22 protein-coding genes are annotated in these 22,752 nt (G+C 55.0%); 6 read left to right on the top strand and 16 right to left on the bottom strand.

The window, feature by feature from the left end; all coding sequences use genetic code 11:
- The first annotated feature begins 23 nt into the window (after positions 1–23).
- Positions 24–1,883, top strand: coding sequence for a polysaccharide biosynthesis tyrosine autokinase (locus tag ACXJGX_RS09720; RefSeq protein WP_474781071.1), 1,860 nt, complete (start codon positions 24–26; stop codon positions 1,881–1,883).
- Between the two features lie 93 nt (positions 1,884–1,976).
- On the opposite strand, the gene ACXJGX_RS09715 is transcribed toward ACXJGX_RS09720, so the two are convergent.
- On the bottom strand, positions 1,977–3,584 hold the full coding sequence (locus tag ACXJGX_RS09715; RefSeq protein ID WP_474781069.1) for a hypothetical protein: 1,608 nt from the start codon (positions 3,582–3,584) through the stop codon (positions 1,977–1,979).
- Positions 3,575–3,832, bottom strand: a complete 258-nt coding sequence (locus tag ACXJGX_RS09710; RefSeq protein WP_474781068.1) for a spike base protein, RCAP_Rcc01079 family — start codon at positions 3,830–3,832, stop codon at positions 3,575–3,577. The genes ACXJGX_RS09715 and ACXJGX_RS09710 overlap by 10 nt, the downstream gene beginning before the upstream one ends.
- A 117-nt stretch (positions 3,833–3,949) precedes the next feature.
- Between ACXJGX_RS09710 and ACXJGX_RS09705 the strand changes: the two genes are divergently transcribed.
- Entirely contained in the window at positions 3,950–4,669 is a 720-nt protein-coding gene (locus ACXJGX_RS09705) for a metallophosphoesterase (RefSeq protein ID WP_474781066.1), read from the top strand.
- Here the strand turns inward: ACXJGX_RS09705 and ACXJGX_RS09700 are convergent.
- The 10 genes from ACXJGX_RS09700 to ACXJGX_RS09655 all read right to left on the bottom strand — a co-directional run bounded on the left by ACXJGX_RS09700 (position 4,666) and on the right by ACXJGX_RS09655 (position 15,225).
- Positions 4,666–5,304, bottom strand: coding sequence for a sugar transferase (locus tag ACXJGX_RS09700; protein ID WP_474781064.1), 639 nt, complete (start codon positions 5,302–5,304; stop codon positions 4,666–4,668). The genes ACXJGX_RS09705 and ACXJGX_RS09700 overlap by 4 nt on opposite strands.
- 333 nt (positions 5,305–5,637) lie before the next feature.
- Positions 5,638–6,636, bottom strand: a complete 999-nt coding sequence (locus ACXJGX_RS09695; protein WP_474781062.1) for an endonuclease/exonuclease/phosphatase family protein — start codon at positions 6,634–6,636, stop codon at positions 5,638–5,640.
- Positions 6,633–7,670, bottom strand: a complete 1,038-nt coding sequence (gene ugpC / locus ACXJGX_RS09690; RefSeq protein ID WP_474781060.1) for a sn-glycerol-3-phosphate ABC transporter ATP-binding protein UgpC — start codon at positions 7,668–7,670, stop codon at positions 6,633–6,635. Before ugpC ends, ACXJGX_RS09695 begins: the two co-directional genes overlap by 4 nt.
- 10 nt (positions 7,671–7,680) lie before the next feature.
- Positions 7,681–8,556 (bottom strand): sn-glycerol-3-phosphate ABC transporter permease UgpE, encoded by an 876-nt coding sequence (ugpE, locus tag ACXJGX_RS09685; protein WP_474781058.1) that lies wholly within the window; start codon positions 8,554–8,556, stop codon positions 7,681–7,683.
- A 9-nt stretch (positions 8,557–8,565) separates the two neighbouring features.
- Positions 8,566–9,447: an ABC transporter permease subunit gene (locus ACXJGX_RS09680; RefSeq protein ID WP_474781056.1), complete on the bottom strand. Its 882-nt coding sequence runs from the start codon at positions 9,445–9,447 to the stop codon at positions 8,566–8,568.
- A 72-nt stretch (positions 9,448–9,519) separates the two neighbouring features.
- Positions 9,520–10,821, bottom strand: coding sequence for an extracellular solute-binding protein (locus ACXJGX_RS09675; protein ID WP_474781054.1), 1,302 nt, complete (start codon positions 10,819–10,821; stop codon positions 9,520–9,522).
- A 181-nt stretch (positions 10,822–11,002) separates the two neighbouring features.
- Positions 11,003–11,557, bottom strand: coding sequence for a DUF3833 family protein (locus ACXJGX_RS09670; protein ID WP_474781052.1), 555 nt, complete (start codon positions 11,555–11,557; stop codon positions 11,003–11,005).
- A 4-nt stretch (positions 11,558–11,561) separates the two neighbouring features.
- Entirely contained in the window at positions 11,562–12,779 is a 1,218-nt protein-coding gene (locus ACXJGX_RS09665) for an MFS transporter (protein ID WP_474781050.1), read from the bottom strand.
- Between the two features lie 6 nt (positions 12,780–12,785).
- The gene (locus ACXJGX_RS09660) at positions 12,786–13,943 is read right to left on the bottom strand and encodes a class I SAM-dependent methyltransferase (protein WP_474781048.1); all 1,158 of its coding nucleotides are present in this window, start codon (positions 13,941–13,943) and stop codon (positions 12,786–12,788) included.
- Positions 13,894–15,225 carry an NAD(P)/FAD-dependent oxidoreductase gene (locus ACXJGX_RS09655; protein WP_474781046.1) on the bottom strand — a complete coding sequence of 444 codons (1,332 nt, stop codon included), beginning with the start codon at positions 15,223–15,225 and terminating at the stop codon, positions 13,894–13,896. The genes ACXJGX_RS09660 and ACXJGX_RS09655 overlap by 50 nt, the downstream gene beginning before the upstream one ends.
- Before the next feature lie 140 nt (positions 15,226–15,365).
- Between ACXJGX_RS09655 and ACXJGX_RS09650 the strand changes: the two genes are divergently transcribed.
- Positions 15,366–16,136 carry a DUF1365 domain-containing protein gene (locus tag ACXJGX_RS09650; RefSeq protein WP_474781044.1) on the top strand — a complete coding sequence of 257 codons (771 nt, stop codon included), beginning with the start codon at positions 15,366–15,368 and terminating at the stop codon, positions 16,134–16,136.
- Positions 16,133–16,858 (top strand): SDR family NAD(P)-dependent oxidoreductase, encoded by a 726-nt coding sequence (locus ACXJGX_RS09645; protein WP_474781042.1) that lies wholly within the window; start codon positions 16,133–16,135, stop codon positions 16,856–16,858. Before ACXJGX_RS09650 ends, ACXJGX_RS09645 begins: the two co-directional genes overlap by 4 nt.
- Here ACXJGX_RS09645 and ACXJGX_RS09640 read toward each other — a convergent pair.
- Both ACXJGX_RS09640 and ACXJGX_RS09635 read right to left on the bottom strand, forming a co-directional pair.
- A complete protein-coding gene (locus ACXJGX_RS09640) occupies positions 16,855–17,490 on the bottom strand; it encodes a ChrR family anti-sigma-E factor (RefSeq protein WP_474781040.1) in 636 nt (211 codons plus the stop codon). The genes ACXJGX_RS09645 and ACXJGX_RS09640 overlap by 4 nt on opposite strands.
- Positions 17,487–18,122 (bottom strand): sigma-70 family RNA polymerase sigma factor, encoded by a 636-nt coding sequence (locus tag ACXJGX_RS09635; protein ID WP_474781038.1) that lies wholly within the window; start codon positions 18,120–18,122, stop codon positions 17,487–17,489. The genes ACXJGX_RS09640 and ACXJGX_RS09635 overlap by 4 nt, the downstream gene beginning before the upstream one ends.
- Positions 18,123–18,256: 134 nt before the next feature.
- Between ACXJGX_RS09635 and ACXJGX_RS09630 the strand changes: the two genes are divergently transcribed.
- Positions 18,257–18,442 carry a PLD nuclease N-terminal domain-containing protein gene (locus ACXJGX_RS09630; protein WP_474781036.1) on the top strand — a complete coding sequence of 62 codons (186 nt, stop codon included), beginning with the start codon at positions 18,257–18,259 and terminating at the stop codon, positions 18,440–18,442.
- 110 nt (positions 18,443–18,552) lie between these two features.
- Positions 18,553–19,611, top strand: coding sequence for an AI-2E family transporter (locus ACXJGX_RS09625; RefSeq protein WP_474781034.1), 1,059 nt, complete (start codon positions 18,553–18,555; stop codon positions 19,609–19,611).
- On the opposite strand, the gene ACXJGX_RS09620 is transcribed toward ACXJGX_RS09625, so the two are convergent.
- Entirely contained in the window at positions 19,545–21,077 is a 1,533-nt protein-coding gene (locus ACXJGX_RS09620; RefSeq protein ID WP_474781032.1) for a phospholipase D family protein, read from the bottom strand. The genes ACXJGX_RS09625 and ACXJGX_RS09620 overlap by 67 nt on opposite strands.
- Positions 21,077–22,729: a sensor histidine kinase gene (locus ACXJGX_RS09615; RefSeq protein WP_474781030.1), complete on the bottom strand. Its 1,653-nt coding sequence runs from the start codon at positions 22,727–22,729 to the stop codon at positions 21,077–21,079. Before ACXJGX_RS09615 ends, ACXJGX_RS09620 begins: the two co-directional genes overlap by 1 nt.
- Positions 22,730–22,752 lie beyond the last annotated feature (23 nt).

The raw sequence follows: 22,752 nt of genomic DNA, 5'->3' as shown, positions 1-22,752 counted from the left end.
GATCCGCAAAGGCAACACCAACCATGACCAAACCCCTGTCGCATGACCGCGTGGATTTGCCTTTCTTCGCACTCGCACCGATAGAGCCAGTTGACTTGTTCGGCTTTGCCAGCAGCCTTTGGCAAGGCCGCTGGATTGTGGCGTTAACCACTCTTCTCACGGTCGTCATCGCTGGCTATTACGCTTTTGGTGTCGCAACCCCGCAGTATGCCGCCACGGCAACCTTACAAATTGACCTGCGCAGCGCAGAACAAGACCAGACAGCCGGGCTTGGTATCGATATGGCACAGTTGAATACGCAGGCCGCAATTTTGCGGTCTCGACACCTGTCAGAACAAGTTATTGCACAACTGGACCTCACCGCGGACCCAGAATTTAACCGATATCTTGTGCCTGTATCGCCGTGGTCAATCACCGGCCTGCGCACAAGTTTGCGCAATTTTCTTACCGGAAGCGACCGCGTTCAGCCCGACCCGACTTTGACGATCGAAAAAACCGTCGAGAACCTGCAAGCAGCACTTTCTATCGGTCCGGACCGCGGGACTTATATTTTCGGGATCACGGCCACCACGGCCGCACCAGCGCGTTCAGCCCAAATCGCAAATAGCTTGGCCGAAGCATACCTGACCGATCAAATCAACGCACAGCAGACAGAGACAAACAGCGCTGTCGATGCATTGACCGAACGCGTCGCAACGCTGCAATCAGAAACCGAAACCCTCGAAACCGCGATCACTGCCCTGCTGATGACGGGGCAGGTCCAAGACGCCGCCTTGCTTGACCCGTTATCACGGCAAGCAATAGACACAGATCAGCGGCTCGCAGAGGCACAGCGGACCTTAAGTTTGGACCCCGACAACATCAATACACTGGCGCAGATCCGCGCGCTCGAAACATATCGGGATAATCTGACCGCAAAGCTCGCGACCCAATCGGCCGGGTTGGTTCAACTGCAACAATTACGCCGCGAAGCCACCGCCACCCGCACGATGTATCAAACATTGCTCGATCGGTTGAACACAACACGTGTCCAACATGGGCTTGACCTGCCCCGCAGCCGCATCTTGTCACCCGCAAGCACTGGGCGTTATGTCGCGCCGCGCAAGGTCTTGATTTTGGTGATTGCAGCACTGCTTGGCGCCTTACTGGGCGGGGGCATTGTCCTGTTTCGCCAGCGCGGCATCATACGACCTGCCGCTATGGCCATCCAACTTGATCGCCCCATCCTTGCACAATTTCCCAAATTACCACGCTTTAACGCCGACAGGTTTCTGCAACTGATTGGAAAAAACCCGCGTGGCCCGATCGCCGAAGCCGCAAGCCAATTGCGCACCGCGCTCATGTTTACGCCGGGACCGCGACCGCCCGGCGTCATTGTGGTAACGTCATCCACTCAGGGCGAAGGCAAAACCACAACTGCAATCGCATTATCAGACGCAATGGCGCGGCTGGGGCTGTCCGTCCTGTTGGTCGAAGCAAACCTGCATCAGCGCAGCATTGCCGCCTATTTCCCACCAACAGATGTTGGCATAGTGGCGGTGATCAAAGGCGCAACACGCCTTGTCGACGCGATCACTTTACATCCAGATATAAAGGCGGATGTGCTGTGCGCAGAAACCAGCACCCAAAACCCCTCTGATCTGTTTAGCAGCGCGGGTTATGCCGATATGACCGCACAGGCGCGCGCGGCCTATGATGTCATTGTGATCGACGCGCCTGCCGTGTCGAACTCTGCGGATGCTGCGATTTTGGCACGGACCGCAGATTCAGTCATTTATGTGGTCCAGGCAAACAAAACACGCCTGCCATCGGTACAACAGGGTTATGCAGCCTTGCGGGCGGTGAACGCCGATATTCGCGGTCTGGTCATCACGCGCACCTGACGACAGCATTCTGCTGCGAACGCATGGCGCGCCTTGGGCATATCGGCCCAAGGGAAACCATGGATGTTATCGCATCCGCAAAAATGTGCTGTGTCACACAACCTTCAGCACGTGCCGGCTGAAAAAGCCAAGCGCATCGCCGGCCCCAAATTGAAATCCCGTGTTTGGACCCGCCGTAACATACGCCTTTGCCGTCCAATCCGTACTGCCGCTTGCACTTGCAGCGTTCTGATTTGGGTGCAAAATGGTATCAAACCTGTTTAGGATATTATCGGTCGCGGACGTCTTCCCCACCTCCAGACCATATATAAAAGATTGCCCCAATGCCGATCCCGTCAAACCCGTTCGATGCGTGTTGTCATAGGTAAAATTGGCGGGTGTGACGCCCGCATAATCGGCAATCACCACCTGTGACTGCTCTGCCGCCTCTGCCTGCGTGATAACAACCGCCTGCGTTTCACCGTCCCAATGAACAAACGGGGCCATGGCTGCATAAAGCCATTCAATATCGGCGGTCGCACCAGTGCCGATCACTGACACATCATGACGGATCTGACCGGACGTGATCGTCCGCTGCAACTGACACTCACCCAAGTCGCCCCCCTCTGACCGCTGCCAAGTTGTGTTTTCGGTCATGGTAACCTGCGTGCCCAATGTCAGGCCATTTCCCCCACTCACAGGCACCCACGGCGCACCGTCAATTTCGATTGTGCGTGATACCAACGCTTCATTGCCGTGCGTCTGGCCGCCCAATTCGGTCGCAACCCCGCCTACCGAAAAACGCGCCGCATATTCGCGCTCTGATGCGTAATCGACCGCGACAAACGCCGGATAGGTCGGGCGATTATCGGCGCGCCAATCCAGACCACCGTCAGAGGCAATGCCCGCGATATGTGATGGGCCTGTGGTTCCGCTCACGCCGGTCGCGCGCGCAGCATAAAATATGCCCATATGCTGAACCTCGTCTCCCTGCGTATACGCAAAGCCCGGCTGCCATGCCGGTGGCAAGATGCGCGCATCGGCAAGCGCGCCGGAAATCGCAACAGCTTCGATCATGATCGCATTCCCACCCGGACTGGCGGCGCCTGCTGCTCGCAATGTCACCACGTGGCTTCCACGCAATCCGCTTGCCACCTTGATGCTGCTGCGCCGCTTTAAATCGACAGGCGAATACGTGCCAAATGCCAAATACCCGAGCCCGGCAGGGTCATCGATCTCGTTCACCAGATCCTGTGCGCCATCAATATCAACACGGCAATACCCACCATTGGTGCGGCCGGTGTAATGAATCCAAAGATCATATGGTGCATCGCGTCCGACTGTGACTTGCGCAATTGCCGCCGCAGACGATGTACTGACAGCGCGGTTGCCAGTATAGCTGCTTTGCAACCCTGACCCAGATGACTGTAACTGTGACCACGATCCGGAAAGCTGAAAATCGGCGACTGGATACATACATCTCAACTCAGCTACCAGCGTCTCGCGCCACGACAGCCGTGTGCTGCTATTCATCCCATCCAAACGCAAACAGGCCGCGCATTGCGAACCGATCTCGGTCCACACAGTCAGGCTTTGTGATGGCCCTTGCGCCAAGGCGACATGCGCACCCGGCCCCGGCGCGAAAAAAGCCGCCAGCGGCAATGGGCGCGCGGGCCGAGTGTAGCCCGGTGAAACCTCCAGACCAATCATGGTCAGTACCACGCCACAAGTTGGGCGGTTGTCCCTGACGCCAGCACCCGCAACGGTCGGATGCTCAACACGCTTCCCGCGACAAGGTCGTAGCTAATCGCAACACCATTTTTATCCTGCAATACTGCAATCCCGCTCGTATTCGCAAAAATCGCGCGCGGCCGCACTGGTAAATCCATCGTATCACTGGGTACGATGGCATAGTGAGACACGGCAGGCGAGGTCAAGTTGACGTAATCGGAATCAAAGGGATCAGACATCAGAGGCTCCAGTTCTAAAATGATCCTCCATGCCTATCGCGCGGCGATTACCAACTGATTGGACCACCGCGCGCACTTAATATGGTCAAGCCAATACGGACTGCGTAAAGAGGAAACATGACAAGCCTCCCAACCACCTCTGCCTTTACGGGTGGCCCTCCGATGCCGACGCAGCCATTCTACGTTGTTGGCGATGTGCATGGGCGGGCGGACCTCTTGGCTCCGCTTTTTGAACGGCTTCTTGCGCAGCCCGATCAAATTGTGTGTGTGGGCGACTATATCGACCGCGGCCCGGACAGCGCAAAAGTGTTGCGCCTTCTGCAAGAGGCATCTCTGCTTGGCAACGTGACGTGTTTGCGCGGCAACCACGAAGAAATGTTACTGCGGTTCATAAAACATCCACGTAAAAACGGGCGGTATTGGTTGCGCTATGGCGGCGCTGCCACACTGGCCAGCTATGGCATTGCCGCAATTACCTTAACGAGCGAACCCGCAGAATTTGTTCACGCACGCGACGCACTGATGTCCGCGATGGGCGATACTCTCGCTTGGTTAAACGCCCTGCCCTATTGGTGGCACAGTGGCAATGTCGCCGTCGTGCACGCCGGGGCGGACCCGACCCAACCTCTTGCGGATCAGCTCGACCGTGCGTTTGCGTGGGGGCATCCGGAATTCGCGAACCAGCCCCGAACCGACGGCATGTGGGTCATACGCGGCCATGCCGTTGTCGCCGATCCTCATATCGAAAACGGGCGGGTACATTTAGATACGGGAGCGTATAAAACGGGAAAGCTGACAGCGCTACACGTCACGATGGGTGAATTCACCGTTCTTTAGACGCCCTTGCGGGCAGCGATAACGATCAACGTGCGCCACACGATCCACATATCCAAACCGAAACTGGCGTTCGCAATATAGTACAAATCCGCCGCGACCTTGCGGTGAAGCCCCGCGATCGCATCAACATAGCCGATTTCTGTTTGGGCATAGCCACTGATACCCGGAAGAACGTGCTGGCGCGCCGCGTATCCAGGCACATCACGCAGGTAAACCTGCGCATGTTCATAGCTGTCGGGTCGCGGTCCAATCAGGCTCATTTCACCGCGAAGCACGTTGATCACTTGGGGCAGTTCGTCGATGCGTGTTTGACGCAAAAACCGCCCCAGCACGGTGATCCGTTCGGTCTCGACGTGATCAAACGCGCCTCTGGGGCCACATACTGGCCGCATTGTGCGAAATTTTATCACCGTGAAAGGTTTGCAATCCTGACCCATCCGCACCTGCCAAAACAAAAGTGGGCCAGCATTCATAAAAGGGTTCAGCACGATCAATATCAGCCCGAATACCAAAACTGGCAGCAACAGTATCACAGCAAAACTATAGTCGAAAACACGCTTTGATCGTGACGACTGACAAACGGCAGAGCGTGGCTTCACGTGAAGGGCAGAGACGTCGTTTTGAAAATCAAACATGAACTCATCATCCATACCAATGGTCGCGATATGCTGACCTTTGGTTAACAAATAGAGGTAAGGATGGTTAAAAATCCCTTAACCTTCGACAAGTAAACGCTAATATTATAGTGTTTTAAGACGGAACAATCACGAAGCGTGTGGAAATAAACGCTTAAGGCGATTAACCTATATGCTACCTACTTTTAACGTGATTTCCTTGCACATGCGGAAAGCTACGCGCCAGTTAAAAGCAGCGTTCTAATCCTGTCATTCAGGTTACCGACCATAATCACATTGTGCGGTCCTCGATGTCAGCCCCGATCATGATGACAACGTGGTACGAACCCGACACTATTGACGGTAGAAAGTGGCAAGGACAGCGTCATGATCCGACAACGGGCGTCCGGTCGCGTCGGTACTGGGCAAAATTCGGGCCTCGCGAGCATCCACACCCCGACAGCAAAACCAGTCCAGCTTCATCTTCCGGTCGGGATGCGGGGTGATCAGGCTGGGCCGTGTGGTAAACCCCGGCGCATTTGCGTCCCAGTGATAGCCGCGCGCATAGGCGGTATCGAAAAGCGTCTCGTCATGCCAATTGAAATCCGGTGGAATGTGGTTTCCCGTGTTCAGATCACCGCCAATAATGACAGCCATATCCGGTGCAAAATCATCAATTGCATCCAGCAGCCGTACCATCTGCATATCGCGGTGCGCGGCCCCTGCGTTGCTTTCCAGATGGGTCGACACAAAACACACATCGCGCCCATCCACCGCGATTACCGCGGCAATCGCCATCCGCCCGCCGACCCGTGGCTGACCGGGGTCCACCGCATTTGTGTCAGGTGCAAACCAATGCCCGTGATCATCCAGCCGGATCAGTTCCAGCCGCTTGAACGGCGCAGCGGATAAAATGGCGTTGCCATGCCAGCCTTCGGTGTTGAAATCATCTTTGCAAAACGCCCGCTCTGTTGCACCACCTAGATCCAGCTCGTGGAATTCGACACCATACGCATAGGCCATCCCCAAATGCGCGGCCATATCCGCCATCGTATTGCGCTGTCCGGTGCGCGCCATACCCTTGTCGGCTTCGGACACCAGAATAACTTGCGGCGTGTACGGTCGAAGATGATCCGCGCTGTCTTTGGGAAACAGGCACCGCTCAAGGTTCCATGCCGCGACAGTAACGGACCCCGCCAAGCTATCCGCAGCATGCCCCCCGACCTCAATCAATGTCATCGCAGGTATCATCGCCATCAGCGCACGGTGCGCCTCGGGGGTCGGGTCGGCCCGCAAGATCGCAGCACGCTGGACGTCGGTAACCGACGGCAGCTTTTTCACAATCTTGGTCATAGCCGTTTTCCCGTCTGTGCATCGAACAGGTGCAATGCGCCATGAGGGAAATCAAGCATCAACCCTTCCGAAAGAGCCGTATCATCATTGGGCGCATTGACGACAAAATCCTGCCCCGCAACCTTACCATGCAACAAACGGCTTGCACCAAGCTCTTCAATCAGCGTCAATTGGAATGGAACGGTTCCCGTCGAGGAAACGCTCACCTCTTCGGGGCGAATACCAAGCAGTACAGCTCCATCCGCGCCCGCCATCGGCAACGCAACCCCGCCGATTTGGACCGTGCCGCCTTGCGCGTGCCCCGCCAGCAAATTCATCGGTGGCGCGCCCATAAACGACGCGACAAAAGTCGACGCGGGCGTGCGGTAAATTTCCGACGGCGTGCCGATCTGTTCGATCCGCCCCGCGTTCAACACAAAAATCCGGTCGGCCATGGTCATCGCCTCGACCTGATCGTGGGTTACATACATCGCCGTCACCTTTAGGCGGCGCTGCAATTTGCGGATTTCCACGCGCATCTGGTGGCGCAGCTTTGCGTCAAGGTTCGACAGCGGTTCGTCGAACAAAAACAACGCCGGATCGCGCACAATCGCGCGCCCCATCGCAACACGCTGGCGTTGACCACCCGACAACTGGCTCGGGCGGCGACCCAACAGTGGTGTCAGGCTTAGCATGTCTGCCGCTTCCGCGACCTTGTCGGCAATCTGTTCCTTGGAGGTGCCGCGATTTTTCAGCCCATACCCCATATTTTTCGCAACCGTCATATGCGGATAAAGCGCGTAGTTCTGGAACACCATCGCGATGTCGCGCTCTGCCGGATCAACATTATTGACGACTCGGTCGCCAATACGCAAATCGCCCGTACTGATGTCTTCAAGACCTGCAACCATACGCAACAATGTTGACTTGCCGCAGCCCGATGGGCCAACCAGCACAATCAGTTCGCCGTCCGCAATGTCAAAGGTAGCAGGGTGCACGGCCTGTGCACCGTTTGGATAGGTTTTTGAAAGATTGGTAACGCTGACGGTTGCCATAGTGATGTTCCTACTTTTCGGATTCAACGAGGCCCTTAACGAACCAGCTTTGGAAAAAAATAACGATCAGAACGGGCGGCAGCATCGCGATAATAGCAAGCGCCCAGGCCTGACCGTATTCGGGAATTTGGTTGCCCTCATAGATGGATTGGGTGATCTGCTTGATCCCGCGGACCAGCGTGAACAGACCTTCGTCTGTGGTGATCAGGGTCGGCCACAGATACTGGTTCCAGCCATAGACGAACATGATGATGAAAATCGCGGCGATCATCGTGCGCGACAGTGGTACAAGAATGTCGATGAAAAACTTGACCGGCCCAGCGCCATCAATACGCGCGGCTTCGACCAGCTCTTCGGGGACCGACAAAAAGAACTGCCTGAAAAAGAACGTGCCCGTCGCAGATGCCAACAACGGTACAATTAACCCGGTATAGCTGTTGGCAAGGCCAAGCCCGGTCACCACCTCGTAGGATGGCAAAATACGAACTTCGAGCGGCAGCAGGATGGTGGTGAAGATGATCCAGAACGCAAATGTCGCGAACCGTAGGCGAAAATACACAATCGCATAGGCCGCCGCCATCGACAGCACAATTTTCCCCGCCGCAAACCCAAAGCCAAGGATCAACGAATTGATCAGCATGGACGTGCCATCAATGGTTTCGCTAAATCCGCCTTTTTCAAACATCGCGTTATAAAAGTTATGCGCCATCTGGTCGCCAAACCAAAATTTCAGGCCCTCCCTGCTAAGGGTGATATTGTCGTGGCTTGTGGTCGTCAGGGCTAGATAAACCGGAAATAACATCACCAATCCACCGATGATCAAAATTGCATGATCGGCGATATCGCCAAGGCGGATCGGTTTTTTGTTGCGGGTCAGTTTTGTCATCTCATGCCCTCAGGTATAATGGATACGGCGTTCCAGCATGCGGAACTGCATGACTGTCAACGCAAGAACAAGGATCATCAAAACCACCGATTGTGCCGATGACCCGCCCAGATCACTGCCGCGAAACCCGTCCGCATAGACTTTGTACACAAGGGTGATCGGGTTCGACGCGGGGTTGCCTTTGACCATGATGTCAATGATCCCGAATGTATCGAACAGCGCATAGGTGATGTTGATGATGAGTAGGAAAAACGCTGTGGGCGCTAATAGCGGAAACGTAATATCCCAAAATCGACGGGTGCCGGATTTATTGTCGATCAATGCCGCCTCGCGCACGGCAATCGGGATCGACTGCAACCCCGACAGCAGAAAGATGAAATTGACGGGGATCTGTTTCCAAACGGACACAACAATCATCGCGAACGCGGTGTCGTTGTAATTCAAGCCTATTTGTAGCTTATAGCCAAAAAACGCGAACAAGTCGGTGATCGGGCCAATATTTTGGTCAAACAACAGCCCACCCAAGAACCCTGCGACAGGCGGTGCCACCGCATACACCCACATCAGCAACGTGCGATACGTCTTGGCGCCGCGGATCACCTTGTCAGCCTTCACCGCCAACAGCAACGCAATCGCCAGTGACAGGAACGTAACCACCACCGTGAAAAACAGCGTAAAGCCCGCGACCTTTGCGTATTCCGATGATTTCGCAAGCCGGGTGTAATTGTCGCCGCCCACGTAATTCGACCCGAATCCAAATGGGTCTTGCATGAAGAACGACGAATAAACCGCCTCCCATGCGGGCCAATAGAAAAACACAGCGATGATGATCAACTGCGGCAGCAAAAGCGCTACAGGCATAAAAGGCTGAGAGAACGCAGCGCGCTTCATATTCTGTTCCTGATGTCAAAGAATGCGAATAGCGGCCGCATTGCTGCGACCGCAGATAGTTGCCTGATTGGCTTAGTTTTGCGTTTGGGCGAAACGCGCCAGCAAATCATCTGCTTCGGTCTTGATCGCCGTGAACGCATCATCCAACGACGTTTCACCTGTCAGGTAGCGGGTGTATTCGCGGTTCATTACATCACGGATTTGCACATAGAACCCCATGCGATATCCGCGTGTCCATTCACCCGCAGGCAATGACAGTTGCTGAATGCCGACTTCGGCGGCCGGGAACCGGTCATAGTGACCATCCGCCTTCGCCATTTCATATGCAGCTTCAGTGATTGGCACGTAGCCGGTCTGCTGGTGCCACATGTACTGGACTTCGGGTGATGTCAGGTACCGGAAGAATTCGGCGGTCGCTTTGTTTTCTTCCGCTGGCTGACCAGACATCGCGAACAAGGCGGCACCACCGATAAAGGTCTGTGTTGGCTCTGTTGTGATAGCTTCCCAGTATGGCAGGTAGGTCGCCGAAAATTCGAATTCCGCCGTTTGCTGCAATCCGCCAAACGACCCCGAAGACCCAAGCCACAGGCCGACTTTGCCTTGCTCGAACGGTGTCGCATTGTCGTCCCAGCCCGCGCCATAGAACCCGGCATAGCCGGTATCGATCCAGCTTTTGAACGCCTCAAAGTGGTTGCGGATTTCAGGGGCATCCATGTTGATCGTGATGTCAGCGGAATCGTACCCGTTATTGCCGGTCGCAAATGGCAGGTTGTGACGGGCAAAGAAGTTCTCGGTGAAAATCCACGGCATATGCGATTGCGTCAGCGGGATGTACCCGGCGTCGACCAGTGCGGGCGCGGTCACGTCTTGAAACTCTTCCCATGTCACAGGCGCAGTAACACCAGCTGCATTCAGCGCGGCCACATTGTAATACATGATCGGCGAAGACGAATTGAACGGCATACCGATCATTTTACCGTCGCTATCGGCATAGAAATACCGCACGCCGGAAATATAATCTTCGATGTTGAAAGGGACACCGTTTTCAACCAACAGATCCTGAACAGGCACCGTCGCGCCTTTGGCGCCGATCACAGTGGCAGCACCGGCATCAAACACCTGCAAAATGTTCGGCTGTTCACCAGCACGGAACGCCGCGATCCCTGCGGTCAGGGTTTCTTCGTAGCTGCCTTTGAACACGGGCGTGATCACATAATCGGATTGGCTGGCGTTAAAGTCAGCGGCAATCTGGTTCACGGTATCGCCAAGACTGCCACCCATCGCATGCCACCATTCGATTTGGGTTTGGGCAGCCACCGGGACGGCCAGCGCCGCAGTCATCGCGCTCGCGATCAACACGGATGTCGTTTTCATAATCTTTTCCCTCGTTGTCGAGGGACACATCCGTCCCCCGCTTACTGGGGGCGGGGCTATGGGATCAGCTTGTCAGTTTCACAACGAAGCTGTGAACTATTTGTAAAACAACCACTTACTTTAGTACTGTAGTATAACTGCGTTCGGCATCGCCTTGATCATCGTGACCAAGGCACAATATTCACGGGTTCCGATCGGGGCGCATCGTCGCAATCAGTTCACCCACTTTGAAACCGAACATCCGCATTTCTGATCGGTTCATAATCACCCCATCTTCGGTCAGGTACATCCAGTCGGTCACATCGAGCTTATGCCCCCCAACGTCAGACGGCAGTACAATCGTATAGCGCAGCGAAATGGTGGCACCCGAAACAGTCCCGTGCGCCGTCCCGATGATATCATCGGCGGTCGCGGTAAACTGGTTACCCTCTCCCGCTCGCAAGTACCATTTGCGTGACTGCGTCCGACCATTCGAATAGGTAAAGTCCTCGGTTAGGGTGCCGGTATTTCCCTCCCACTCACCAAACATCCTTGCGACAAACGTGCTCGTCACCCGTCCGGTTGGACCGTAAATCAGCCCTTCGGATTGGATCGGTCCTGACAAATGCGTTTTCAACGCCATCTCAGGGCCAAGGTTGACATAGCCTTCCGGGGTTTGTGCCCGAAAACTCAACAGCCTGTCTTTCAAAACCCAAAGCAACAAAGCCAAAACCAAAAGCGAAATAAGTATTTTCAACGGACTATTCCTTTGTCGGTAGTCTGAGCACGAAACCCAAAGCCACAAGTTTCAGGACACAAGGCACAAAAGCATATGCAGCATTAAGGGTCATCAAGGCGCCATCGCTGTTTGATACCCCCGGCGTAAATCCGCTGCGCCCCAATACCGGCAACACAATAAACGCAGCCAATGCCAACCCAAGCTTGCCAGCAAACGACCAAAGTCCAAACGCAGCACCCGCATTGACACCTGCCCGCGTCAACGCCACAGAAAACATCGCAGGCAAAACAACCATGTCTGCACCCAATGCCGCGCCAGACACCACACAGATGGCTGCAAATGCGAACAACTGCCCCGGTGCCAAAAATCCGGCACCGATGAAGCCAACAATCGAAAGCGGCATCGCCAACAACAGCACATTGCGTGGCCGGATACGGCGACTAAGCCGCGCCCAGAATGGCACACTGATCCCGGCGCTGGCGAAAAATAACACCAGAAGCAGACCCGCTTTGCCCGCAAGTTGCAGCCGGTCTTCGACGAAAAACAGGAATAACGTAGACGTCATCGCCACTGGTAAACTATTGATCAAGGCAACGATCAGCAGGCGCAGCGCGCCCGCGCCCGCCAATCCGGCCAACGATATCCGCGAGCCCAAAATTGGTTTGCGCCGCCAAATCTGGCGCGTCCCCCATGCACTGATGACAGCGATGGCTCCCAAAAACCAACCAAATGCAGGGTAACCTTGTCCGGCCATGCCCAGCCCGGCAAAAACAGCAGGGGCAACAGCCGCCAGGACGACGCCAAACAGCATCCCGATTTCACGGTAGGTCGCAACGGTCATCAACTCATCGGGTGTGACCGACCGCGCCAAGGTCGCGCTGCGCCCGTAAAGCAAGATCATCCCAAGGCTATAGGCCGAAAAAAGAAGCACCAGCAGTGCAACCAATGCCGGGACAAGATAGGGACCGGGGTTCAACGAAAACAGCATCGGAAACCCAATTGCAAGCCCGCTGGCTGCCAGCAAAGCAAAGGCAGATTGCTGCAACGGCCACCGATCAATAGCCCACCCGAACAGGGGGTCTTGCGCCAAATCAACAACCCTGATCAGTAACAACACGGTCCCAATCACGGCCAAATCCAGCCCTAAATTCAACGCCGCAAAGCGCGGCAGATGAATGTAAAGCGGGATACCAGCCGCGGCCAGCATCATCGCATATAGACTGACGCGCGGATAAACCATCAGCCGCTACGCATGGCCCAATTCGACCTGCACCACATTGGTCTGGCCAATCGTGAAGGATCCGGCGCAAATCTCAAGGTAATACTGCCAGTTACGGAAAAACGCGTCGCCGTGGCCCAACGCCATAACTTTGCGCTTTTGCGCGACAAGCCTTTCCGCCCAAATACGGCAGGTCTTGCCGTAATCTGCGCCAAAGGCATAGTTGTCTTGCACTTTCAGGCCAGCCTTCTTCGCCTGATCTGCAATCACTGCATCTGACAACAGCATGCCGCCAGGAAATACATATTGGCGGATGAAATCGGACCCTGCGGCGTAGGTATCAAAGCTTTCGTTTGGCACCGTGATCGCCTGAACAACTGCCTTGCCCCCTTCGGCCAGATTGCGTTTGATCGTGGAAAAATAGCTTGGCCAGTACCGCTCGCCGACCGCCTCGATCATCTCGATCGACACAATATTATCGAATTTCCCCTCAACGTCCCGATAGTCGCGCAATTGGATATCCGCGCGTCCGTCCAATCGGCTGTCGGCATAGCTGTGCTGGTTGCGCGACACGGTGATCGCTGTGACATCGCGGCCGTCGTCAGCAGCATGATCGGCAAAACCACCCCAACCACAGCCGATCTCCAACAGGCGTTCGCCATCTGTCAAACGCGATAGCACGCGCGCATTCTTGCGGGTTTGCGCCTGGCCCAAGTCGTTGTCACCGGAGACAAAAATACCCGACGAATAGGTCATACCTTCGTCAAGCCACAGATGATAAAATTCGTTGCCCACATCATAATGCGCCCGAATATTGTTGCGCGATCCACGGCGGGAATTGGCGCGCAACACGCGGTCAACGGCGCGAAATTTCAGACGGTTCCACGGGCGCGCACGGTCATACGCCGCCAGTTGATCGCGGTTGCGCATTGCGATTGTCATCAACCCCTCGACTGACGGCGTGTCCCACAGGCCTTGGACATAGGCTTCGCCTAAACCCACCTGCCCGTGCGCGGCCATCGCCGATACAGCAGACCAATCGCGGATGACCATCTCGGCTTGCGGGCCGCTGCTACCAAATTGGTAACGCTCGCCCTCGGGGGTGCGCAGCGTCACCTGACCGTCTTGCAGCCGCTCACAAGTTGACAGAAACTTTGATTTGAGCGCTTTGTTTGTCAGCCGCATCGGGCAGTCCTTTCGTATTAACAGGGGTCATCAGCTGGCGCACAATCCGCATTGCACTGGCAATACCGTCTTCGTGAAATCCGTGACGGTTATAAGCACCGGCAAACCATGTGTGGTTTTCACCCTGCATCGCCCGAATTTCACCCTGAGCGCGCAGCGCCGCCTGATCAAAGACAGGGTGCGCATAAGTGACCTGATCGTAAATCAGATCCTGCGGGATGTCTTGGGACGGATTCAGCGTCACGAACAGCGGGTCATCCATCGGAATGCTTTGCAACTGGTTCATCCAATAGGTCACGCCAATCGCGCCATCTTGCGACCGGTACGCCCAAGACGACCAGCACGCCCGTCGCTGTGGCATCTGTGCGGGGTCGCAGTGCAAAACGGCCGTATTCGTCTGATAGCGAATGTCGCCCAGCGCCATGCGTTCCGCCGGTGTCGCGCAATCGCCCAGAATTGCCAATGCCTGATCCGAATGGCAGGCCAAAATCACGTCATCAAAACATTGTTCCGCTTGGCCCTTGGCCTGCACCGTCACGCCAGACGTATCGCGTGTTACATGCAACACCGGGGCATCCGTGTGCATGACACAGCCCCGCGCGGTCAACGCTGCTTGAAGCCGGTTCACATAAGAAATGCTACCGCCCTTGACCGTCCACCACTGATGTGTCGGTGCGCCAGCCAATAGCCCATGATTGCGGAAAAAACGCACCAGCGATTTCGCCGGAAACCTGTCCACGTTATCGATGGGCGTCGACCAGATCGCGCCGCACATTGGCAACAGGTAGTAATCGCGAAACCAATGGCCCAGCTTCAGCTTGGCGACCAGATCCGCAATCGTCATCTCGTCGTTTTCGGCGGTCACCTCGGCATATTTACCGAACCGCAAGATATCCCAGATCATTTTATAATACTGAGGACGGAAAATATTCCGCTTTTGCGCCGTAATCGCTTTCCACGAATTCAGCCCGTATTCCACGCGACCATCGTCGATGCTCGCACCAAATGTCATATTGCTTTTGATGACGGGCACATCCAGATCGCGAAACAATCGGGTTAGATTTGGATATGTTACGTAATTAAACACGATGAACCCGGTATCAACGGGCTGGTCCCTGTTTTTCCCCGCAATTACCGTGCGGGCATGACCGCCCAACCGGTCCGCCGCCTCGAACAGGGTTACATCATGTTGCGCCGACAAATAATAAGCGGCGGAAAGGCCCGAAATGCCTCCCCCGACGATTGCGATCTTTTTGCGGGGGCCCTGCGTCTGGTCTAACATCCGGTCCTCACTAATGTTGTTTATGAAAGAGATACGGGCGCTGTGTCACATTGGATCACATACAATCCAAAAAATGCGAATAAAACAAAGATGCGCGATCAAATGATCCATACAGCAAGAACTGGCGTATAGATATTATCATGTTGGAACATATCTCATCGCAAACCCGTCACGCCCGCCGCGGCAGCGTCCATAACAGCTTTGGTTACAGCATTGACTATGTCCTGAGCGATTTTTCCGACGATGGACCCACCGTATTCTCTCGGAACAGATTTAACCTCTGGTCGCTCTGGGATCACAAACATGGTGGTGCGCGCGGCGATGGACGCGGGGTTGTGTGGTTTCGCGACGTCTTGGATGCGCGCGGCTTTGACACAGACAGCGCGCAATTGCTGTTGCTCACACAACCCAGCTACTTGGGTCTTCATTTTAACCCTGTCAGCTTCTGGATCGCGGTGATCGACGGTCAACCACGGGCGTTTGTCGCCGAGGTGAACAATACATTCGGCCACCGACATTGCTATTTTTGCGCACATTCTGATTTTTCAGCAATCACCCCCGCCACGCCGATCGTCGCAGAGAAAATGATGCATGTTTCACCGTTTCAACAGGTCGCGGGCGACTATACCTTCCAATTTGGAATGACAGACCAAGCCTTTAACATCCGCATTTCTTATGAAAACGGTGATCAAGGTGTGGTGGCAACGCTATCGGGCAAGCGCAAACCAGCAACAAACCAATCGCTGCTTTGGGCTGCCGTGCGCCGCCCGTTCGGTTCGGGGCGTGTCGTGGCGCTGATCATGTGGCAAGCGCTCAAGCTGAAATTCAAACGGGCACCATTCAAAAATACGCCGCCACCACCCGATCCGCTTTTGACCGACAGCGCAACATTCAAAGGACAGCAGCCATGACACCGTTTACCGGAAAAACCTATTGGCTCGTCGGCGCAAGCGAAGGTTTGGGGCGTTGCCTTGCGCAAAAGCTTGGCGACGCGGGCGCGACATTGATCGTTTCAGCGCGCAGCAAGGACCGGCTGGACAGCCTTTGCGCGGTATTGCCGAACGCACGCGCGCTGCCGCTCGATGTGACTGACAGCGACAGCGTGCGCACAGCGGCGGCACAGGTCGGGCCAATCGACGGACTTATCTATAATGCGGGCGCATATGATCCCATGCCGGCAACAGCGTGGGACACAGACAGCGTGTTGAAAATGACCGATGTGAACTTTACTGGCGCGCTGCGCATTCTGGGCGAGGCGATGCCGCAATTCGTAAAATCAGGGCGTGGTGACATCACGCTGGTCGGGTCGTTGGCGGGATACCACGGGTTGCCCAAATCAATCGGCTATGGCGCCAGCAAAGCAGGATTGATCAGCCTAGCAGAAACCATGCGTCACGATCTCAAAGACAGTGGCATCACGGTGCGCATCGTCAACCCAGGCTTTATCAAAACGCGGTTGACGGAAAAGAATGCGTTTAAAATGCCAATGCTGATGGAACCCGAGGATGCCGCCAAACGGGTATTTCGCGCAATGCAATCGCGGCGTTTTCGCACCGATTTTCCTGCGCCTTTTTCGTGGTTCATCCGGCTGGTGGATTACCTGCCGGATCTGTTGGTTTATCGGGGGCGTTAAATACGGAACAGCGGCTGCAACAAGCGCGGCAAAAATGCGTTAAACCGCAGCCTTGCATCCGTCGCAGCCAAACAGATGCATGGTAACCCGGCATCGGCAATCGGGGTGTGCTCAAGATCACTGTCGCCAATCTCGACGTCACCCACACCAAACTGGCCGGTTTCATCTGTGAAGCTGCCCTGCAAAACCAACGTCAGCTCCAGCCCGTTGTGACCGTGATCTGGCACTGCTTGGCCTGCCGGAATATACAGCAGACGCACCGACCCACTGCGATCCTCTGACAGGATGCTTTGCTTGACGCCCATCCCCAAGGTTTTCCACTTTGGGTTTTTACCTTCCATTGCTTGCACAACAGGGCCTGGATAAATCCCGCTCCGGTCATACTCTGGCTGGGGAATATAAGGCGCATCAAGCAACGCCAAAGTTGCCTGTTTCATATCCTTCGAAACCGCAGATGTGGCAATACCGTCCAGCACGACCCCGCCCACCGCCTGATGGGCCTCTAGCGCTGCACGACATTGCGGACACAACGACACATGTGCCGCAACAACTGTCGCAAACACCTGTGGCAGACTGCCAGCGGCGTAGGACGCAATCAAAGCGTCAGAAATATGGTGGGTAATGGCGGTCATTCGCGCAGGCCTTTAAGTTCGTGTCTTAAACGATCCAGCCCAAGCCGGATCCGTGATTTGATGGTACCCAACGGTAATCCGGTCTGGATACTGATTTCCTGATGAGACAATTCGCCCATATAGGCCTTTGTAATCATCTCGCGCTGGTCGTCCGTCAGATTTGCCAACGCATCCTTTAATCGGGCGGTCTCTTGGGCGATTGCAAAAACCTGACCGGTGTCTGGCTCAGTTCCGGGCTCTTCGATCATGGCTTCGGGCAGTGGGCGATTTTCTTTGCGTACGATGTCAATATGACGATTGCGGGCGATCTGGTAGATCCATGCAGACACCTGTGCGCGGTGCGGATCAAACATCGCAGCCTTGCGCCAGACTGTCAGCATCACGTCTTGCACAATTTCTTCGGCCTGTGTCGCGGGCGTTCCGGTCCGCATGATAAACCCCTTCAGCCGTGGGGCGAAATGATCAAACAAGGCTGCAAAAGCGGCTTTATCCCGATGATCGCGCACGGCCAGCATCCAGACAGTTTGCTGCGAGACCTCAGTAGAACGTGACAGCACAGGTATTCCTTTTGAGCGTGGCGCAGCCAGCACGGGACGTCTTGCGCAAGGGATTTCAAGAACTGTTGTCATCATAATCTGAATACGCAGCGAACTTAAAGTTGGATCACATCAATCTACGGTTTTCTGCGTGTCACACCAATCACGTGGAACCAAATCAACCTTGCGGCGTTACATCACCAATGAAACATTAATCAAAGGAAACTGACATGGAATATGGTATTGGTGGACTTCTTATCCTGGCGCTCGACATTTGGGCGATCATTTCAATCCTCAGCTCGGGGGCGTCAACAGGCTCCAAAGTCCTGTGGACATTGCTTGTTCTGGCCCTTCCAGTTGTAGGCTTTATTATCTGGCTGCTTGCTGGCCCACGCGGTAACGCCCGGGTCGCTTAAAACCCAAATAAGCGTCACATTATTAGCCCCTGCGCCAGTCGCAGGGGTTTTTTTACGTTCGGACGGAACTATGTCCGCGCGTCTGCGTTGGAAACAAAAGGAGATCTGTATTGCCTCAAAGATCCGTTCTGACGCTCTGCGTTGCCGCAATGGCCACCGTTCTCGTATTTGCAGCCCTACAGCAGACCAAGGGTCTGTTTGCCCCGATCGTCGCGGCACTGGTTCTTGGGATTGTGATGACACCTCTTTCAGATGCGTGGGATCGGCTACGCGTACCTCCTGCCCTTGCCGCACTTCTTTCGGTCATGCTTGCATTGGCGGCGATCATCATTCTTGGTCTGCTCATCGAACCCTACGCCACGCAAGCGATCAACAAAGCGCCCGTAATCTGGCATGAATTGCGCGATACCGTCGAAGACTTGAAATACGTGTTACGGGGCATCGAAGAGATGAAAGACGACGTCGCAGCCGCGATAGAGGCATCCCCTGACTCCTCTGGTGAAGACGCCGTGAAACTTCCATCAGCCATGGACGCATTGTTCTACGCACCACAGTTCGCCGGTCAGGTTCTGATTTTTGTCGGGACATTGTATTTCTTTTTAATGGCACGCAACGACATCTACGCATGGGTCACGCATATCTCGCGGCGCTTTGGCGAAGCAGACCTGCGCTATGCCAACAAACAGGTCGCACGCTATGTCCTGACAATCAGCGCCATCAATTTGGGCTTGGGTGTTGTGGTGGCGATCGCGATGCAATTACTGGGTATGCCTTCGCCCATCCTTTGGGGGATCATGGCGTTTTCACTTAACTACCTGCTGTATCTTGGGCCAATCATCATGATCGCGACGCTGACGATCACCGGCATTGTCATGTTTGAAGGCGCGCAAAGCTTCCTGCCTGCGGTCGTCTATCTTCTCATCAACGGGATCGAAGCGCAATTTGCGACACCAACTTTGGTTGGGCGGAGCCTGTCGGTAAACCCGCTGCTGGTGTTTTTGTCGTTGGTTTTTTGGATGTGGCTATGGGGACCTGTGGGCGGTGTGATTGCCATTCCGATGCTGGTCTGGGGCATCGCCATTTACGAGCGACTGATGATGGTTCAAACCATTTCCGCGGGCACACCTGGCACCGCAAATCCAAATGCCTTGGCAGCTTCGACGTCGTAAGGCAGGATAAAGCCCTGACGCTTTTCAGGTGGCAGCTTCGCATTCTGCGCTGCTTGCGCGGCCCACGCCGCGCAGGCGGTTGACGCTTCAAAACATGCTGGATCTGCGTCTTTTCCAAGCCATTGGGTAAAGCAGCGGCTTTTTACCAACGCCGCCTCAGCGGCGGTTCGGGTCGCAATCCCGGTTTCTGTATCCCATGACAGGCTACGCCCGTTCAGGTTTGCCGAACACACAATCGCATGACTGTCGTCAAAAACCGCGACCTTTGCATGAAGATAGATCAGTGGCGCGCCGAAATAGGTGTCGCGCCCATCGCTGGCTTCACTCCGGCATTGCGCAGGCGACCCGATAAAGACACGTGCGCCAAACGCATCGCGCACGATATCAACACATTTTGCTTGCAGGTATTCACCATATGCCGCGTCAGATCCCGGATTGTCGTCAAAGGCCACATCTTCTGGCGCAGCGGGTACGACAATAATCAACGTCAGTTTCGGGTTCTGCTTGGCGCGTTTTGCCAAAGCTTTTGCCAGTTTGCGGTCCCGGAAAAACTGCGTCTCCAGATAAATCAGGTCCTGGGCTTGCGCGACACCGTCGGCATGGGCCGCAGCAAGCTCGCGACACACCGCCTTGGGCGCTAAAAACGGCAAATCAAATTTGCGCCGCGCCGATAGCGTGCGCAGCAAATGCTGTGTTTTCCCAACAGGCTGCCCATTCACTTCAGCCTCAAAGCGACGCAGGTGCGCCGCTGCCTCTTGGGCCGCAGGGCCGTCAACGATAACTTGCACATCGTGCCATGTTTCATCGCTCGGGCGATCATGTTCGGGCGTATCATAGCGCCGTTCGTTCAAATCCAGACCACCGATATAAACCAGCTTCTCATCGAACACGGCGATTTTCTGATGGTGGGTCACTGGAACAAGTGACGGCGGCGGGATTTTTCGCGCGACTAAGGTGTCACCCCGCCATTTTACCATCGGCACCAATCCTGGTCGATCATGCAGAATTTTTTCAAAATCACTGCGATTTTTTGCCCCTTGCAGCTGCGCATTTATTTTTGAAAGCGTTCCGGGAAGCAACGCCAAACGCGGCAGCAACCCCGCACGAGCCGGGTGCATTCCAGCCCGCACGTTCAGCCTTGATGGATGGTCAGATCGCGTCGCCGCGTCGCGCATGGCGCGCACGCATCGCGTCGTAAACGCGTGATCGTCACCGCGCACGACTGGATCAAAATCGCTGATCACAAGCGAAATCATGACCCCGCGATTTAAAGTCGCCGTGATCAGATCAGCCCAAGTATCGCCAAAGCGACGCGCGGCGTCCGACCGCAGTTTTGTAGTCGGATCAAAGACGCGAAAGCTTGCTAGTATTTCTTTCTGCGCCGAAAGAAAAAGTTCCTCGAAGGCGGGATACGCTTCTTGCGCCGTCAAAAATAAATCAAATCGGCGGCCCCCTGCGATTTCCATTAGAAATCTCGCGCGTCCGGTTGGAACTCTTGCGGCTGAAAGCGCACTTTGATCGTATAGCTGTCGGGCTGTTCATCTATCTCGACCTTACTCCCCAGCTGAATTGAAAACGCACGAATAAGCTGCGCACCCAGACCCGTGCTTTCGACGGCGCTAGCAGGTCCAACGGAATTGCCGACCACCAACAAACATTCGTCGCCCTCTTGCTTAAGCGAGACCTTTACCCAAGGGCGGCTTCCATCTGCGGGTGTGCCGATATATTTCATTGCATTTGTAGCAGCCTCTGACGTCATCAAAGACAGCGGAACGGCCTGATCCGGATACAGCAAAACCTGATCAATATCGCTCTCCACATCAATCGATGTTTTATTCATCGCAGCGACCTCGATGGTCTTTTCGACGACTTCATTGATCAAGCGTCCCACATTCACCCGCCCGCCGCCTTGCGATTGATACAGGTCGCGATGGATCGTCGCCAGACTAAGCACACGGTCTTGCAGCCGCGATAAAACCTGTTTGGTTTCTTGTTCGGTGGCGGCGCGGATTTGCATGCTCATAATCGACGAAATCAGTTGCAGATTGTTTTTCACCCGGTGGTGAATTTCCTTGATCAGTACACCCTTCTCACGCAGGGAATCCTCTAACCCGGCCTCGTCACGCAAAATGTCGTCTGTCATGCGCAAAAAGTTATCGTTCAGCGCCTGCAGCTCGTTTGGCATCACCGACACATGTGATGTAGGCGGAATTGTCCTGCGTAATGCAAAGGCCCGCATATTTCGGCGCAATCGCGTGATGTGGCGTAAAACCAAGGTGTAGATCGCAAGCATCGCAACGCTCATGCTTGCCACCCACATCAGTATGGGGAACAGCGCGGGCCGCTCAAGCACTGATACCTTATCGCCAAGACCGTTTTGGGAACTCCAGACGCCTAAAACATAGGCGGGCGTACCCACAATCCGTGAAATCGTATAGGTGCGACGTTCCCCGAGCGCGTTTTGCCCCAGATAAACGTCACTCCGCAAAAATGCCAATTCTTTCAGTTCTATGCCGGCCGGCAATTCATTTTGCGCACTGTCCAGATCGTGGCGCGAAGTGAACACGGTTCCCTCATCATTGAATGTAATGAGGTCATGCAAGCCGAGCGCGGTCATATCAGTCTCCGCATGGGGTAGATCCGTGTGCGGAATAGAGATCGTCACAAACCCGGCAAACTCGCCGTCAATTTCATACGGCTCCCAAATCACAAAAACAGATTGCCCGCTAATTGGTCCATCCGTGTTGACCGTCAATGTTGGCTGTTGTGCCGCGATTATCGGGGTCACGCGCGGAGAGTCAGAAAAATCAAACACCCCCTCGGCGGACGAACATTCAACCACGCCATTGGACGGGATGTAGCCCACAAAGCTGTAAATCTGCTCTTTCTCAAGAAATGACGACAGTTCAGCAGTGCATCGCGCTGGGTTGCCTAAAAAATCTGCAGCGACAGCCCCGAACACGCGCGCCGCGCCAGAGGCTTGCTCTATCACGACCTGCTCGGCGCGTGCGGATTGTTCCGTCAGCGCGATCAGCGCAAGGTGCGCGTTCCTGTCAGCCGCTTCCGCAACCCGTTTGGTCTGAAAAATTGCAACTGCCCCCAAAGGGAGCAGTGCCAATGTAAGTAAAACAACAATCTGAA

Source organism: Yoonia sp. SWMV100 (genome assembly GCF_056108365.1).
The sequence above is the reverse complement of the archived record's forward strand: the minus strand, read 5'-3'. Positions and strand labels throughout refer to the sequence as shown.